A 15,167-nucleotide genomic window follows, 5' to 3' on the forward strand; every position below is an offset into this window, starting at 1 on the left:
ATAAGTTCTACGCGTTTCTGGTCTCCAACGAGACACTATGTAGTCCAGTAACGCCAGTCGGGACACTTTGAGCGGGGCCTACCACAATGCATTCAGTGCTGCACGATAAGTTGCGCGAAGACGCAGAGCGCCTTTCCGAAGCTTTGGAACACATGTCTAAGCTGTTCCTCGCCCCCAAAGAGGAAAAGACCCTCCGTAGCTTTGCAACGCCTGAAGTGGCAGAGCTGCTGCGCGTCAGTGACGGGTACCTTCGCAAAGCGCATTTCGATGGTCGCATTCCAGAGGTCGAGCAAGGGGCGAACAACAAGCGCCTTTATACGGCAGAGAACATCATCGAAATCCGACACATCTTGGCGCAGAACGCTAAGGATCCTCTCCAGTTCCTCCCGGGCCGGCGACCCGGTGACAAGCTTCAAATCTGGTCTACCGTGAATTTCAAAGGCGGCTCAAGCAAGACCACCACGACAATAAGCCTCGGCATGCGGCTCGCCATGAGGGGGTATCGTGTACTCTTGCTCGACAGTGATCCACAAGCCTCCCTGACCACGTTCTTCGGCTATCAGCCGGAGATCGATTTCAGAAAAGGTGGCACCCTTTACGACGCAATTCGCTACAATGATGGTGACAGCGTGCGCGTCCCGATCGTTGATGTACTCAAAAAGACCTATTTTCCCAATCTCGATATCGTTCCTGGCGGCATCATGCTGTCGGAGTTCGAGACCGAAACGCCTATGGCCCTTAGCCGCGGCGAGCAGCCTGTATTTTTCAATCGGATCCGGGACTCGCTACGGCAGGTTGAAGACGATTACGATATCGTTCTGATCGACTGTCCTCCTCAACTCGGATACCTGACAATGTCGGCGGTGTGCGCGTCGACCTCACTTCTGATGACCATCATTCCCGAGCGCGTCGATCTGGCCTCTGCAAGCCAATTCCTGACGATGGCCTCAGGCGTTCTCGAAGTGCTTCATACGAATGGCGGAATCGGCGCCTACGACAACTTCGCATATCTGCTGACGCGGTTCGATACGGCCATCAGCACACAGCAAGACTTATCCGAATGGATGCGGGAGCTTTTGGGCGACAGCGTCATAAAAACGCCTTTCGTCAAGTCTTCCGCGGTCAGTGAGGCCGGCCTCTCCCAAAAGACAATCTTCGAAGTTGATCTGTCGGCCGTCAAGAACCGCAAGACATACGAACGCGCATTGGAATCCGTCATCGGATTCTCCAACGACATTGAAATCATGATTCAGAACTCATGGGGACGAGGAGATAGTAATGAAACGTGATCTGCTGTCACGCAGCCTTGCGCAGATGGGGTCCAAAACTGCCGCCACCCCTGGGCCGTCCGGTACGGATGAGGGTGCTCCGCGTGCGCTCAAAAGTATGTCGGATGTTCTGGCTCAAGTCTCTTCACAGTCGGCGCAGGACGTCAATGTCAACGACATTGCCGACTCCGATATCGCCGACCGCTTCGATGTCAGCGTCGAGCTCGACGCCCTCGTCGAATCCATCCAGACATCCGGCCAGCAGCTCCCTGCCCTTCTAAGATACCGCCGCGGTGCTGGACCGCGCTACGAAGTCGTCTATGGTCGTCGCCGTATTGCGGCGTGCCGGAGGCTCGGCATTCAAGTCAAAGCCTTCATCAAGGAAATGGATCCGCGCGAAGCGCTGGTGTCCCAAGCCCTCGAGAATTCGGCCCGCCTTGAACGCAGCTTCATTGAGCAGGCCATCTTTTCCGTCAAACTTGAAGACCAGGGGTTTACGCGCGCCGAGATCTGCGACGTTTTGGCCGTGGACAAGGGGACGTTGAGTAAACTGATTGGTGTTGCCAAGGATGTTCCAGAGGATGTCATCTACGGCATCGGCGCGGCCCATGACGTCGGCCGCAGGCAGTGGTTGGAACTACGCCGTCTTTTCGGCCTGGAAGGCCGACCGACCGATGAGGATGCGGTGGCGCTCCTTCCCACTGTAGGATCAGGCGCTGAAAAGATTGCCACAATTATCAAAGACATGCAGGCAACGGAACATGCGGTGCCCGCGCGGGCTGCCAAGAGTATGGCTGCCCCCCCTGCCCCGCCGCGAAAGATAGGTGACACACCGGTCGCGTACATGGTGAAGGGGCACCGACTCACGATTGAAATATCGGATAAAAAAGAACACGGCTTCATTGGCTTCGTCGAGGACAATCTCGAAAAGCTATATTCGGCCTGGAAGGATGAAAAATAGTGAACATACGGAATTACAGCCCGTAACCCATTGTTTTCATTTAGTTGGCCACGGCCAACTTCACCAAACCAACAATAACCGCAGTTAGAGGAGGCAGGCACCACACAAAAAGAAACCCCCCGAAGGCGGTTAAGCGCTCCAGAGGGTCCCGATCTACTGCAATTTATTGGTACCCCTAAATTTTTAACGCTGCAACACCGATTTCGGTGACCGGTATCATTTTGTCGTCTGAAAATGTATGTACCACCACCCAGCAACGGCTCTTGAAGCCGAGGCACAGTCGATCTGTGCCGTAGATGAACACACCGCATTCGATGGTGTCGGAACGGTTGCGCAGCAGCCGCATTTTTGTCCGGTCAGGCGCCGTGATCTGTTGGCCGCGGTCAATACCGCCGCAAAGGATCTTGGTTTGCGCCCCGCATCGGTTGTCGTCATCGACGCCCTGTTGAGCTGCCTGCCGTGCAAGGATCCCAAAACGGGTACCGACAGTCCAATTACACCGCTAACGCTGCTGACAGTCTACGCCGCCAACGCCACACTTTGCTTCCGGGCGAAAGGCATAACCGACCGCCAGTTGCGTCGGCATCTGGAGACACTCGAAGATGTCGGCCTGATCACACGAAAAGACAGCGCCAACGGGAAACGATTTCCCATCCAGCGATCTGGCAAGGTCATTGGTGCTTTCGGGATCGACCTATCACCTCTTCTGGCGCGGTCGGCAGAAATCATCCACTTAGCGCAACGACGCCGTGATGACGCCGCCGAGCTACGCGGGCTGCGGTCCTGCATCCAGTCGCTCCGAATAACATGTCTCGACCTCGACGTAGACACGGAGGCCACAAATTTTCTCGACAGCATCCGCAATATTCTACGTCGTGCCACGACGACGGTCATCGAGGCACGCGCCATCATATCTAAACTCAAAGGCATCATCGCTGCCACCTGTGCCGTGACTAGTCCGGTTCAAACCTCGAACGAAACCGAGATCTACATCCCGGTTAAAGCCTCCTGTGTAGCGCAAAAACACAACGCAGAACCGCATGAAACGTCCGCCACAGACGGACAAAATGACCGGCACAAAGAACCTACAAAATCATATACAAAAAAAATAACCCCCCAATCATTGACGAACCTCTGGCATAGACTCACGCATATTCGAAATTTCTACCCCGATATGCCGCGATCAGATCATCACGCCCTCCAAATCGTATATGAGTTCGGAAAAATGCTGAGAATTGACCCTGATATTTTGGCAAGTGGCATCGCATCGAAAGGCTGGCAAGTTGCGCTTGAAGCTCAGAATGAAATCGCCGCACGTGTTGCAACCATTGCCGACCCCACAAGTTATTTTGGGCGCTTGTTGAGGACCGGCAACAGACTGAGCCAAACGTTCATCCCCGACGTGAGAAGCTATGCCTGAGAATAATGCAGCCAACAGATCCCTACTCCGTTAATGTGGCTCGTATCACCGAAATTGAACTGCAGTTGGCCGCGGCCAACTCTTGTGAAACGAAAGATCGTAAATGCGTCTTTTCATTCAGGATAGCCCAGCAATAGCAGCTTCTCACCTGAGCCAAGCAAATGGGTCAGCGCTGCTTGCCGCGGCCAACTTCATTTCAAGGTTTTCAAGGATCCATGACTGGGGCTGTGTCTCTCTGATCCCTACCTTGTTCGTTACAATATGCCATTGCATGCGGGTCAGTGCGATGACCCTACTGCACCATGGCAGACCCCCGGCCAGACTCCGTCCAAACCGGCCGTTGTCAACTAAACTGAACGCAGTCCATGAGCACTCTAGTCAACGAGGTTTTTATCAAAATCTTCGATACTCATCTTTATGTTCAAATTGACGCCACCATGATCCAAGCCTGCGCGGCGATATTTCCCCACCTATGAGCGCTCGGGAAAATGGGCCTGCTACTAATCTCCGACGGCATAGTTAATTTATTCAACTGCAGATCTACTTCGCCTGTCCGGTAAACATAGATGTCTGCTTCATCATCAATGGTCTTCGATCGCCACAAACTGATCCGCATTAACGGAATGTTGGCCGCGGCCAACATTTGATCGACACCCTGCGTCCCAGGCATGACAGCTGGCATATCTTCGATCATCTCGAACGTGAGGTTGGCAATGTCATTCCGCCCACGGCCGCCGGAGGCAAAAGAGTAGGCGAGCAGTGTACGGTCGCGAAATGCGGTGAGGCGCTCTCCCGGGATCGTCGGAAATGGCATCGAAGTTCAGTATTTAGTAAAAGGAGTTTACCTTGTTCATACGGAATATGATGTCCCAGGTGATCGCCTTCTTTGATTGACGCCCGCGTCGGCCGCTGCGGCTGCGCCGGGCCACGCGAAGAACTTTTTCAGGCGGGCATCATTGAAGGGGTGCTCGCGATCGCTCAACGCGCAGACCATGTGCCGCGTCGACATGTTTAGACGCAAGGTGCTATTTGGATGCGGCTTGCCATTTTTGGAAAAGCCCGCTTCTTTCAGGACCTTGGCTGACATACCGCGGTTGCATCGTTATTATTAAATAATTATAGTATAACATACTGATATCGTTAAATAAATATTATTACCCCCCTAACTACAGTCTCATTATCGGATATGAGGTACTTTCTTGTAGGTTTTGGCCGTTGTGGATCAATCAGGCATCATCATCGTAGATGATGCGGCATGGGAACAGGCAGTTAATCGGGAGGCGGTGATCTGCCGCTTGGCAAACAAAGCCCACCCTGATCGTGCCAAATTTCTTCCAGCCTGTCGGCAGCTTGGGGTCAAACGAACCCGTCTTTAACAGCTGATCAAAGCGTACGAAGCGCTGCCGATCGCCAGATCTCTTCTGACAGCCGCAGCGGGCACCCAAACGCGTGGTGGACGACCGCCGGAAATGAACGAAGCCGTGATGATTGCTCGGGCGGTTGAGAACATCTGCAAGTCGCGTCAGAAACTGAGAATTAATGAGTGGCACAAGGAAGTGCGCATCCGCGACATCAGGAGGGCAGGGGACCGCAGCGCTATCGGCTCTGCCTATTTGTTCAACGGCCGCTTCGGATCGAAGTCGATCAGCCGGATACTTTCGCCCTTACGGAACAATCCGTCAGCGCGAAGGGCCGTGGGTGTTGATATCCCGACGCCACCATCGGTGGATGCAAAGTTGATTAAGCGCATGTGGGAGCCTAAACGCCTGGCAGCAGTTCTGACCCAGACTGGACCGTCACTATGACCTTTGCCACAGTCGATACAGCGAACCTTTCAAACCTCCGCGGTCCTCGTACAGTATCCGACGCGATTGCTGGAAACGACCGAAAGAGGGCGGTTAGCCGCGGAGAAGCCGGGCCAGGATCGATCTGGAAGCTTGGGGCGATATCCGCGTGGCTCCGGAGCGAAGCCTTTGGATTACGCATACCAAAGGGACGGGTAATTGCTGTCGCTGTCGCCCGGCCGGAAGAGATGCCAATCGGGCCATCATGAAACGATGCGGTCTATTAAAGGCCGTTCGTCTTGCGGAAGATCTGCGCCAGTTCTTCGTCATGCTCCCGCAGGAATTCACGCAGCAAAATCGCGGGGCTTGCGAACTTTCGAGCATCGGGGCTCAGGCTCAATATTTTGTCGCGTATGGCGAGCGCGAGGTCGCTCGAATGAGCCACAGTCACCCGCAGTTGCTTGGGCTCAACGGCAGCTGCGGCCGGTTCAGGTTTGCGAGTCGGGGTCTGCGCGGTGTTGGGTGGAGCGATGTTCACTGTTTCATCCGAAGACTGTTGTTCGGTAGGTGCCGCATTTGGCGTGTGATCGGACTGTATGTCAGCTGGAGGCGCTTTGCTTGGTGCCGGCGTCAGCTCTGATTGTGACGTGTCAGCTTCAGTTTTACCGAGACCGTTCGCCTTCGCTGTTGTTGCAATGGAAGCCCGGTCTCGGTCCGTGAGGCCCGGAACAGGCATCTTTTGGCGGGGCTTGCGTTCAACAGCCATTAAAATTCTCCCGTGATAAGGGCGGCCAACGCATCTGCGGCCCTCTGTATTTTTTTGATCGCCTCAAAGCTTCGACCATCAGCTTCTGCCGCAGCGATTGCTTCGTCGCTGGTCATATCGTCACCAATAAACGATTTGATCGCGCTTGAGCGATGCAATCCTTTGATCGCGCCATAATGACCATGGATGAGTTCTTCATAAGCAAGCATTTGAGCGTTCGGAAATTGGCCCTCTTTTTGGTAGATGACAGTGAGAAAGTCTTTGGGGTCTGTGTCGTCATCGCCCGTCGCTTCGAGGGCAATTTTAAAGTAGGCTAATGTCTTTTCAACGCCGGTTACTTCGTTCTTTTCAGGGCCACACGGCGAAAATACGCGGTCGCAGATTGCAAGAGCTGCCATTTGCTTCGCATCTTCACCGCCCTTCGTATCAATTATGATCCAATCAACGTCATCTTGAAGCCGGTCCAGCATCATATTGTAGCACTCCGCCACTGTCGCTTCGTGCCGTATATCAAAGTCGATGATATCAATGCCTTCGTTGCGTGCGCAAACAGGGATCGCCCAGTTTGTGACACTAGCCTGATTGTCGAAGTCAATGATCTGGACGGTTTGACCGCTCCGAAAGAAGCTGTCCGCAACGAGGGCTGCAGTTGTGGACTTGCCGACTCCACCTTTGGTTGAAGCGAAAGTAATGATCTTCATTCTGCTGTCCTCAGTGTCGGAGCCGGTGCATGTCTTGGAGCCTGTGTTGTTCTAGGCGGTAACCTACAGCCTGCCACCTATAACCTACAACCTGCTACCTGTAGGCTATAGCCTGAAACCTGAAATCAAGCGGCTACAACTTTCTGCCCATCACCTGAAGGCTCTGTCCCGAAGCCTAAAACTTCTGACCTCTACTTTTGCAGCCTCCTACCTCCTGCCTTTAACCTTCTGCCTGCAACCGTGTGCCCAAAGCCTTTGGCAGCACGGATGGATTTGATGCTGGCAGCAACCGCAGGCGCACTGGCAAATGGAACTCATCGGGATCGCGCCTTGAGGCGTTGGATCGAAATGCCGTTTCCGCCTTCCAATGAAGCATAGGGATTGTGAGTGGGGCAGGGTGGGGCAAGGCCCGACTTCGCAATGAGAGGCCCGCTTTGAGGCCTCTGTGGACATTTTTCGCCCCTTCGAGGCGGTCACACCTACGGTGTTCCGTCGCTACCCCGGTGGGCGCTCCGTCGCGTCCCTGCGGGTCGCTCAAACGGACTAAAATTATAGATATGTGGCAGAGCTATAGTTGCGCGCACATATCTATAATGTTAGGGAAGGGGTAGCAGGATATGCAGCTTGCAAGACATTTTCGTTTTAGGGCTTTCCAAATGCCGAAATCGTTCAAGACCAAGGACAAAATCGCGGCCTCGAACATGCTCTTGGAGGGCGAGACCCCAAAGTTGGTCGCGGCAAAATTTGGCGTCCACATTTCCACGATCTACGCTTTGCGAAAGGATCGGGGTCACGGCCATACCAAGCCGGATCGCGCCTCCCACAACATCACATTCCGCCTGTCCGACGTAGAGTTGCGGGCGTTGGACGTCTTCATTGTGGATGCGGGATTGCCTTCGCGAACCGCCGCCTTGCGCTCACTGGTGCGCTCCGCGACGGGTTTCCTAGAGCTGCGTCGCGATGAACTGCTCGATCTGACCGAGGCGAGACGCGAGTTGCGTGCCCAGGGGCGCAACCTCAATCAGCTGACCTACGCGATGAACAGGTCGGCTTTGAGGGGTGGGGCGAAGCTATCGCCAGAGGATAAGCAGTTTCTGGCGACAGTTCGGCATACCTTCACCGTCGTCGACAGGCTGATTTCTGTCGGTTTCAGCGAGGTGCGACAGCAAGGCCGGAACGCATTGCACGCGGGAGAACACCTGTGAGCGGCGGGTTCTACGATGATATCATGATCCGGGCGCGGCGCAGTGCGGGCCATACGTCCGTTGGCGGTGCAACGTCGCGTGGCAATCGTGTCTGGAAAAGCCTGACCTCGACAGGCAGCGCCTTCGTCAAGCGCATCCCTGGCGCTGGCGTTCAGCATCAAAAGCAACTGGCGGGACAGCTGGCTTATGTGAACGGCAAGGCCAAGGGCATCTTCGGCTTCGCCCCCGGCGTCAGCATCGATGACGACGCTTTTGCCCAGGCTGATCTTGATCAGATGATGAGCGCATGGGCGCAAAACTGGAAGGGTCGCCCCCGCAACGGCCATACTAGCCACATGGTGTTGTCGTTCCCCGACGACGTGTCCCAGGACGCCGCCTTCGTGATCGCGCAACAGTGGTGCGCTGAAATGTTCGAGGATCAGACGCATATCGCGGAGACTTGGGAATACGTTGCGGTCCTGCACACTGACACCGCCAATCCTCATGTTCATGTCGTTCTGAATAATCGTGGCGAAAATGGGACGTGGTTTTCCATATCATCCGAAGGGATTTTCAATCCCCAGATGATGCGGGACCGCATGACCGACATTGCCGACACTTACGGCCTGCGGCTTGAAAGCCTGACACGCGCCGACCGGGGCCTTTATGGCGCACCTATCACAAGTGCCGCAGTCTTTGCCGCCCGCGAAGGCCGCACACTCGCAACCCCCGAAGTCAAAAGCAGTCTGACCTCTGAATGGCGCAGGCAGGATATCCAGGAGACCGCAGAGCTTTACACCACCTTGGCCGAATTTGCCGAGACCATCGGCGCACCGATGATTGCGAAGCGTGCGTATATTTCAGCAGCAGCCCTATTCGCAGGCAATGCAGTCCCGAAAGGACAGATGATGGACATTGACCTTGATGTCACCGCAGACCGCGAGGACATACGCACGACTTTGATCGGATGGGCCGAGCAGAACAAAGACGCCATTGACGCTTTGCCGCAGAGCCGTCGTGCGTCGGTCATGTCAAAGATCGACTCCGCATTAAACATCATCGAAACAGACGTGACCCCGGACTTGACGAACGACACGATCTGGCCCGCTTACAAAGAAGCGCCGTCGTCGTATCTCATTCCTGACGCCGGCGCTTTGGAGGCCCGCGCAGCCCTGTATATCACCGAAGAAAATGCGGGTCTGTTGCAAGAGTTCGCCATTGAGAACATCTTGGACACCTACCTTGTGACCGGCGAAGTGCCGGACAGGTTCAGGGCGGTTATGCCCGCCGTGGCTGACGCCTATGCGGAAATGCATAACCACCGGCTCGCAGAAATCCCCAAGGAGATAAAAGCCTACGTCCTGAAAGGTGCCCAGATGGGCTTGGACCCTGTGACGGTGCAAGAGCGGCTTATTAATGCGATTGGCGATCCGGTTGAGAACGCCCGCATGGAACGGGGCGACATAGCCGCGATTGCCGCCGCGATGCCAATGCCGCCACGCGACGTGGAGGCTTTTAAAGATGCGTCCCGCCGCATTGAAGAAGCAACCACTCTCGTCGTCGAGGATGGAGTTTCGACCCCGCTTGATCGTTTTGAGGGGATGCAGATTGCGCTCTCTCAAGCGGAAACAACGAAAGGTCAGCCTGGCAAAGAACGTGCGCTCGATCAGCTTGGAAACGAGTTGATCGACCTTGCGACGGCAAAGCAGCGCGGCGATCTCACGAAAGAGCAGGAGCAGGCTTTCGATGCTGTCGCGCCGAAGATTTTCGCACGGCACGGCAAAGACATTAAAGCCGCAATGATGGCCGTTGCGACCAACGATCTTGGTTCAGCCGAGGATGATCGGCAGGTTTTGAGGCCCGAGCTATCCCGCGAACAAAACGAAGCGATGATACGGCAGGAGGCCGCGGGCCGCGTTCTGCAAATCGAAAGCAAATTCGGAGCGAAGGCCGTCGAATCTCGGATGGTATCAGAGAACTACGAAGTCGCCGCTGGCCGTTACCGCGACTGGCAGATGGAACTTGGCAGGGTCGAAGAGACCATCATCGCTGACAGCAAGGTCTACGATCGTGACGGCGTGGCCCGTGTCATGCAGGACGTGGCCAACACCGCTGCAGCGACAGACCGCGCCGATCTGGCGGACAGTGCAGCAGGCCGTCAAATGCTGACGGCATTTGTCGCCTTGGAGGGCAGGGGGGCCATGCAGGAGGTGGCATCCGGCAACATGGATTCACTTTGCGAATACGTCGATACGCCCGCCAACCAGCGACTTGCGGCGAAGGAGCTTCTGAAAAGCGCAAAATCTGTCGATGTGGGCTTGGGACTGGATGAAATTGAAACCGGTCTTGAGGCCGTCGATCCGAATTATGCGCGCTCGCGCGGGCTTTCGATTTGAAAATGACCGTCGCCTGTCTGATCGCAGTTATCTGCGGTCTTGTCGCCGGGTCCGGTATTTCCAGCGTCTTTCTGACGATCGCCCTGGGGCGAGACATTCTGGCAACCGACCTCATGCTGCACACCAAAACCCTCATGTCTGGCATGTTGGTTCAACAGCCGTATCTAACCGGCCATTTGATCGTGTTGGCCGCCGTCGCATTTTTCCTGCTGATCGCACTTGTGACGGTGGCCCAGGATCGGCTCGTCAACTATGGCGACAGACGGTTTCAGTCTAAATCGAGCGTCCGCAAAAACCTGATGCTGAATGAGCCGGGCGCTGGTTTTGTCCTTGGTGAGCATGTCGCCCCGCCAGCACAGCACCCAGATCGACCAATCAACATCAAGGCCAACAACACCGACCCCGAAAAGAACAAGTCTCTGAACACCCGCCGTGTCCGCTACATCGCGGCACTCTATAGCACCGTCAGCAACATCCTGTTGGTCGCGCCGACGCGCAGTGGTAAGGGCGTTGGTTTCGTTATCCCGAACGCACTGACATTTCCCGGCTCTATGGTTGCGCTGGACGTGAAAGGCGAGCTGTGGGTCGAGACGTCAAGAGCGCGTGCACAGCTTGGCGACAAAGTTTTCCGGTTCGCGCCGTTCGACTTCAAGCACCCGACGCACAACTACAATCCCTTGGCAGGTGTCGCTGATATTGAAAACATGGAGGAGCTTTGGACGGCGATTGGCCGCGTCGCGCATCTGTTTCTACAATCAGACGGCAATCAAGATTGGCTGGATGGTTCGATCCTGCTGTTCATCTCCGCAGGCATCCTTGCCGTTCAACGTGGCAATGCGACGATGGGGGAAATCTACCGGATCATCTTCGGAACGGGCGAGGGGGCGGATATTGGCAAGTCCTCTGCCGAACGCCTGCTGGAAGCCGCAAAGGAATGCCAGTATCCGCCCGCAGCACGCCAACTTAACTACACGGCATCGCTGGACGCAAAAATCTCGCAGAGCTTTATCTCCATCTTGAGCACAGCGGGCCTGTCGCAGTGGGCGAACCCCAAAGTGGAGCGCGTCACACGCACAAGCGATTTTGACTTCAGGGAAATGCGTCGCACGCCAATGTCGATCTATTTGGAAGTGCTGTCCGACGACGTTCAGGACCTCAATTCCCTGATCCGGCTTTTCTTTGCGGACCTTATTTCATTCCTGCGTTCGTCAAAGCCGGAGGCCGACGAGCCTTTTCCAGTGTTCATCTTGTTGGACGAATTTGACCAGTTGGGCCACATGCCCCTTGTTGTTCAGGCCATGAAACAAACGGCTGGTCATGGCGGACGGTTCGCAATTGTTACTCAGTCCGTTCCAGGCCTTCTGTCCGTTCCATACACCCCGGAGGAAGTGCAGGCGATTGAAAGCGCCTGTCAGGTCAAACTCTATCTTGCGCCCAAGGAAGACCGCACGGCCAGCGAGATCGAGACCCTGCTCGGGGATCGAACGGGATCAACCAAGAATCGTCAGAAAGAGGTCAAGACTGTCGGCTTTGGCGGCGGCGGTGTCACGACCGGCACGGAAAAGCGCCCGCTTCTGACAAAGCAGGAAATCCGGCAGATGGACCCCAACAAGATTCTCATTGTTCCCGACAGCCAGAACCCGATTTTGGGCGACCGCATCAAATACTATGAATCCAAGCAGATCAGAGCGATCTACGAAGCTCAGGATAAGACCGTCTATCCCTACCCAGAAGCCGACGATCCGAAGCACCGTGCCATGACCATGACGGAAGTCAGGAAACGTGCGACGCAGGCCACAGAGACGCAGAATGCTAAGATTGGACAACGCGATGAGAACATGACGAAGGCGCGTGAACCGAAAACAACCGTGCCACAAAGGCGTCGCGAAAAGGCCCCCGTGAAAGCAAAGCCGAAGGGGAAGCTAGGGCCAGCAGCGCAAGCTGCGTTGGTTGATACAATGAACAGCGCCCAAAACCAGTTGAAACAGGAAGGGGGCCCGAAGGCCGCTTGATCCGGACCCTTCGGCTGCGGTCATCGCCCAACGCGAACGGCGAAGCGATAAATTGTTTTGAGTTTGGCGAACTGCCGTTCGACCGTCGTATCGCTCCAGGCATGCCAATTCTGGAGGATGTAAATGCTTATGGTCGTCTCCGGCAGGACCGGTGGTGGTCTGCGTCCGTCTCTCCTACAGTTCGTGCGGAGATGCCGCTGCGAAAAGGATGATAGATCGACTCCAAGGTTTTCGCGTCGGAATTGAGGACCGTTTTTTATGTCTTCACAATGGTCGCGGGCGAGTGGCTATGGCTTTGTCGCCATCTGCAATCCGGGCCTTTATCCGCCGTCCGGAATCGATAAGATCACGGTCATGAGACAGAATGTACTTCAGGCGTGTATCGCAGAACGACCCGGGCAGGGGGGTGACCACCTGGTTTTTCGATGGGCTGACTTCTGGGCGCCGCGCATTGCGTCAAATCTTCATGCGGTGTCTGGCATGCTTGCGCTGATGGACGATGAGCCGGGGCTACCAGACGACCTATTGGCGCTCTTCAGCGCTGTTCTTGCCGCCATGCGCATGAACCGCGAGAACCGCGAAAAGGATGCTGCGGCATTTTTTGCGTTAGTTGATGGCTGGCTTGATTTGAAAGTGGCATCACAGAGTTTTAACAACCGACAAAAGATAGGGCTATGTCGGGCGTTCATTGATGCCGGTTTGGAGCCTCCCGATGGAATCCGCCTCAATTCGGACGTCGCAGCTAACGATGCGTACACCGCGACCACGCAAATGCCCGATATTGCTGAGCTGATGCGTGATGTGATCCCAGACAATGTCACGGGCTATCCGGCGTATATGATCTTGCGAGAAGCTATCGGGGCGATGCCCCGGCCCGTGGCAGTCCTCCTGGTGACGCAATTGATAGCCCGGGGTGTCCCAAAACTAGTTTCGACAGGACGCTATTTTCTGCTCGATCCGGTGGGAGAGATGCGTACTGCGGCGGCCCAAGGATTTGCCGAGCTCGCGCAGGCGGGCGGCGTGGATGCAGGCGGGCTCTCTGATTTGATCCAACTGCGCAAGTGGATCCCGGACCCAAACACCAAGACGATCTTGGATCGTGGGATCAAGGAATCGCTACGGCGCGAACCCTCTGGTGGGTCTGCGCCTCGGTCATGGACACTTCATCGTCTGGTGTCGTCATTGCCCGACGGCACTGGCAGTCAGAGCATCCTAGCGAGTGTCAGTTACGGTGGCCAAAAATGCATTGCGGCGCTGCTGCTTAAGACCGGTCACGGCATCAAGGACGCCTATGCCATCCCCTGTAGCAGTGCGAGTGATCAGCGGCGCATCCTTGCTGAAATCGAAGTATCGATGCCGATGCACACGGTGCCGGTAGATTATCTGCCTGCTGCCCTCGCCGCGGCGCTTGGCGAGGGTCTCGCAGGTAACCTGCCCCCTGCACCGGGCTTTTTGGATGTGGCAGAGATGCTGGGACTTCGCGGCATCGCACCATCCAATATCTCAGCGTCTGTCACCGACATCGCTGATCCGGACGCCCAATTGACCGGTCTATCCGCGGTAAAACGCGGACAGCTTATTGGCCGCAGCAACTCGTGGCTGCGGGACCATGAGATATCATCGAGCTGGTTTGTCAGCGATGCGGAGTTCTCATCAGCTTTGGAGGAGGTCAGAACCGAGCGTCAGGCCACGCAGGTGGTTTGGGCGCATTTGGAAACGAAACGCGGCTTCTGGTCATCGCTGTTCGCACGGTCGGCCGCTATTTTGCGCCATGATGGCGGCGACGCGTGGCTGGTTTTTGCGACTGTCGCGCATGGTATGGACACCGGCCGGGCACTCAAAAAAATACCTATTTTTGAGATGATCGTTGCTATGACATTGGATGTTGCAGAACAGGACAGATATGGGCTGCGTCCCGACGGTGAGCACTCGCTGGACGAGCGAGAGGCTGATGACGACATTGGTTCCGAGATCGCCCCTGAAACGAAAGGTGAGCTGGAGCGCCTGCTGCACAAAACTCCTCTCAGTCCGGATCTGATTGATGGTTATCTGACGGCCGTGATCGTGGCGCCGCGGTTCGTGACCCCAGCAGACTGGTTACCACCGCTTTTTGCTGGGATCGAGTTTCCCGGTGAGAACAAAGTACAGCGCGTGCTCGACATCATCATGATGCGATACGGCGTCATTCAAGACGGCCTCTTTGACGGGGACATCGGGTCGTGTCTGAGGACACGCGCGGCACACCGTTTCAGCGAATGGCTCGTTGGCTTTGCCCTTGCCAGTACCATCTCTGCCGCCTGGCCGAAGCGGGGGCTCTCGAAGGATGATCAGAAAATCCTGAAACTGATCAAGGATGGCGGATCAGATGATCACATCCAGTCCACGTTGAAGCCGCTGTTGCCCGGTTGGCTCGCAACAATGGCAGCAAGGGCTGTCGACGGATGAGCTTTTGTTCCCACATGTGCTGCTTTGCATCCGCGCCACCACTCGTAGGCTCCGATAATCGCAATCTGCTACACCCTTGCCGCCCACATTCGATAGTGCAGCGAAAGTCGGCTAAGTGATTTTAGCAAACGGCCTTGTCGGGGCCGGATCATGTAACGGGCAAGAATGAAACAAAATGCAACCCTGCAACGCCTGCGGGACTGGGCTCATCTCATCAAGCGCGATGTCGT

Annotated in this window: 12 protein-coding genes; 8 read left to right on the forward strand and 4 right to left on the reverse strand. The window is 55.6% G+C overall.

All coding sequences use genetic code 11. From position 1 onward, the window contains the following. The first annotated feature begins 86 nt into the window (after positions 1 to 86). The 3 genes from repA to BM131_RS17080 all read left to right on the forward strand — a co-directional run bounded on the left by repA (position 87) and on the right by BM131_RS17080 (position 3,649). Positions 87 to 1,289 (forward strand): plasmid partitioning protein RepA, encoded by a 1,203-nt coding sequence (gene repA / locus BM131_RS17070; RefSeq protein ID WP_090191403.1) that lies wholly within the window; start codon positions 87 to 89, stop codon positions 1,287 to 1,289. Next, positions 1,279 to 2,229: a plasmid partitioning protein RepB gene (gene repB, locus BM131_RS17075; RefSeq protein WP_090191405.1), complete on the forward strand. Its 951-nt coding sequence runs from the start codon at positions 1,279 to 1,281 to the stop codon at positions 2,227 to 2,229. The genes repA and repB overlap by 11 nt, the downstream gene beginning before the upstream one ends. Positions 2,230 to 2,467: 238 nt before the next feature. Continuing rightward, on the forward strand, positions 2,468 to 3,649 hold the full coding sequence (locus BM131_RS17080; protein WP_090191406.1) for a helix-turn-helix domain-containing protein: 1,182 nt from the start codon (positions 2,468 to 2,470) through the stop codon (positions 3,647 to 3,649). A 421-nt stretch (positions 3,650 to 4,070) separates the two neighbouring features. Here the strand turns inward: BM131_RS17080 and BM131_RS17085 are convergent, their stop codons facing one another. Both BM131_RS17085 and BM131_RS20025 read right to left on the reverse strand, forming a co-directional pair. Then, entirely contained in the window at positions 4,071 to 4,463 is a 393-nt protein-coding gene (locus BM131_RS17085; protein ID WP_090191408.1) for a site-specific integrase, read from the reverse strand. A gap of 36 nt (positions 4,464 to 4,499) precedes the next feature. After that, the gene (locus tag BM131_RS20025) at positions 4,500 to 4,736 is read right to left on the reverse strand and encodes a hypothetical protein (protein WP_139222677.1); all 237 of its coding nucleotides are present in this window, start codon (positions 4,734 to 4,736) and stop codon (positions 4,500 to 4,502) included. 382 nt (positions 4,737 to 5,118) lie between these two features. On the opposite strand from BM131_RS20025, the gene BM131_RS17090 reads away from it, so the two are divergent. Next, the gene (locus BM131_RS17090; RefSeq protein WP_139222678.1) at positions 5,119 to 5,454 is read left to right on the forward strand and encodes a hypothetical protein; all 336 of its coding nucleotides are present in this window, start codon (positions 5,119 to 5,121) and stop codon (positions 5,452 to 5,454) included. Between the two features lie 262 nt (positions 5,455 to 5,716). On the opposite strand, the gene BM131_RS17095 is transcribed toward BM131_RS17090, so the two are convergent. After that, on the reverse strand, positions 5,717 to 6,199 hold the full coding sequence (locus BM131_RS17095; RefSeq protein WP_090191413.1) for a hypothetical protein: 483 nt from the start codon (positions 6,197 to 6,199) through the stop codon (positions 5,717 to 5,719). Beyond that, on the reverse strand, positions 6,199 to 6,900 hold the full coding sequence (locus BM131_RS17100) for a ParA family protein (RefSeq protein WP_090191415.1): 702 nt from the start codon (positions 6,898 to 6,900) through the stop codon (positions 6,199 to 6,201). Before BM131_RS17100 ends, BM131_RS17095 begins: the two co-directional genes overlap by 1 nt. A 656-nt stretch (positions 6,901 to 7,556) precedes the next feature. Here BM131_RS17100 and BM131_RS17105 point away from each other — a divergent pair. From BM131_RS17105 to BM131_RS17120, 4 genes are all read left to right on the forward strand, one after another. Next, positions 7,557 to 8,105 (forward strand): hypothetical protein, encoded by a 549-nt coding sequence (locus tag BM131_RS17105; RefSeq protein ID WP_139222679.1) that lies wholly within the window; start codon positions 7,557 to 7,559, stop codon positions 8,103 to 8,105. Further along, positions 8,102 to 10,480, forward strand: a complete 2,379-nt coding sequence (locus tag BM131_RS17110; protein WP_090191418.1) for a relaxase/mobilization nuclease domain-containing protein — start codon at positions 8,102 to 8,104, stop codon at positions 10,478 to 10,480. Before BM131_RS17105 ends, BM131_RS17110 begins: the two co-directional genes overlap by 4 nt. Before the next feature lie 2 nt (positions 10,481 to 10,482). Continuing rightward, positions 10,483 to 12,492 carry a type IV secretory system conjugative DNA transfer family protein gene (locus BM131_RS17115; RefSeq protein WP_090191419.1) on the forward strand — a complete coding sequence of 670 codons (2,010 nt, stop codon included), beginning with the start codon at positions 10,483 to 10,485 and terminating at the stop codon, positions 12,490 to 12,492. Between the two features lie 258 nt (positions 12,493 to 12,750). After that, positions 12,751 to 14,937, forward strand: coding sequence for a UPF0149 family protein (locus tag BM131_RS17120; RefSeq protein WP_090191421.1), 2,187 nt, complete (start codon positions 12,751 to 12,753; stop codon positions 14,935 to 14,937). Positions 14,938 to 15,167: the final 230 nt, after the last annotated feature.

Origin of the sequence: Loktanella salsilacus (genome assembly GCF_900114485.1) — a bacterium.
GTDB classification, from domain to species: domain Bacteria; phylum Pseudomonadota; class Alphaproteobacteria; order Rhodobacterales; family Rhodobacteraceae; genus Loktanella; species Loktanella salsilacus.

Excerpts from the sequence above, each read along its gene's own strand:
- BM131_RS17115 (WP_090191419.1), top strand. The coding sequence starts at position 10,483 with ATGACCGTCGCCTGTCTGATCGCAGTTATCTGCGGTCTTGTCGCCGGG.
- BM131_RS17095 (WP_090191413.1), bottom strand. The coding sequence starts at position 6,199 with ATGGCTGTTGAACGCAAGCCCCGCCAAAAGATGCCTGTTCCGGGCCTC.
- BM131_RS17105 (WP_139222679.1), top strand. The coding sequence starts at position 7,557 with ATGCCGAAATCGTTCAAGACCAAGGACAAAATCGCGGCCTCGAACATG.
- BM131_RS17090 (WP_139222678.1), top strand. The coding sequence starts at position 5,119 with ATGAACGAAGCCGTGATGATTGCTCGGGCGGTTGAGAACATCTGCAAG.
- repA (WP_090191403.1), top strand. The coding sequence starts at position 87 with ATGCATTCAGTGCTGCACGATAAGTTGCGCGAAGACGCAGAGCGCCTT.
- repB (WP_090191405.1), top strand. The coding sequence starts at position 1,279 with ATGAAACGTGATCTGCTGTCACGCAGCCTTGCGCAGATGGGGTCCAAA.
- BM131_RS17080 (WP_090191406.1), top strand. The coding sequence starts at position 2,468 with ATGTACCACCACCCAGCAACGGCTCTTGAAGCCGAGGCACAGTCGATC.
- BM131_RS20025 (WP_139222677.1), bottom strand. The coding sequence starts at position 4,736 with ATGTCAGCCAAGGTCCTGAAAGAAGCGGGCTTTTCCAAAAATGGCAAG.
- BM131_RS17120 (WP_090191421.1), top strand. The coding sequence starts at position 12,751 with ATGTCTTCACAATGGTCGCGGGCGAGTGGCTATGGCTTTGTCGCCATC.
- BM131_RS17100 (WP_090191415.1), bottom strand. The coding sequence starts at position 6,900 with ATGAAGATCATTACTTTCGCTTCAACCAAAGGTGGAGTCGGCAAGTCC.
- BM131_RS17085 (WP_090191408.1), bottom strand. The coding sequence starts at position 4,463 with ATGCCATTTCCGACGATCCCGGGAGAGCGCCTCACCGCATTTCGCGAC.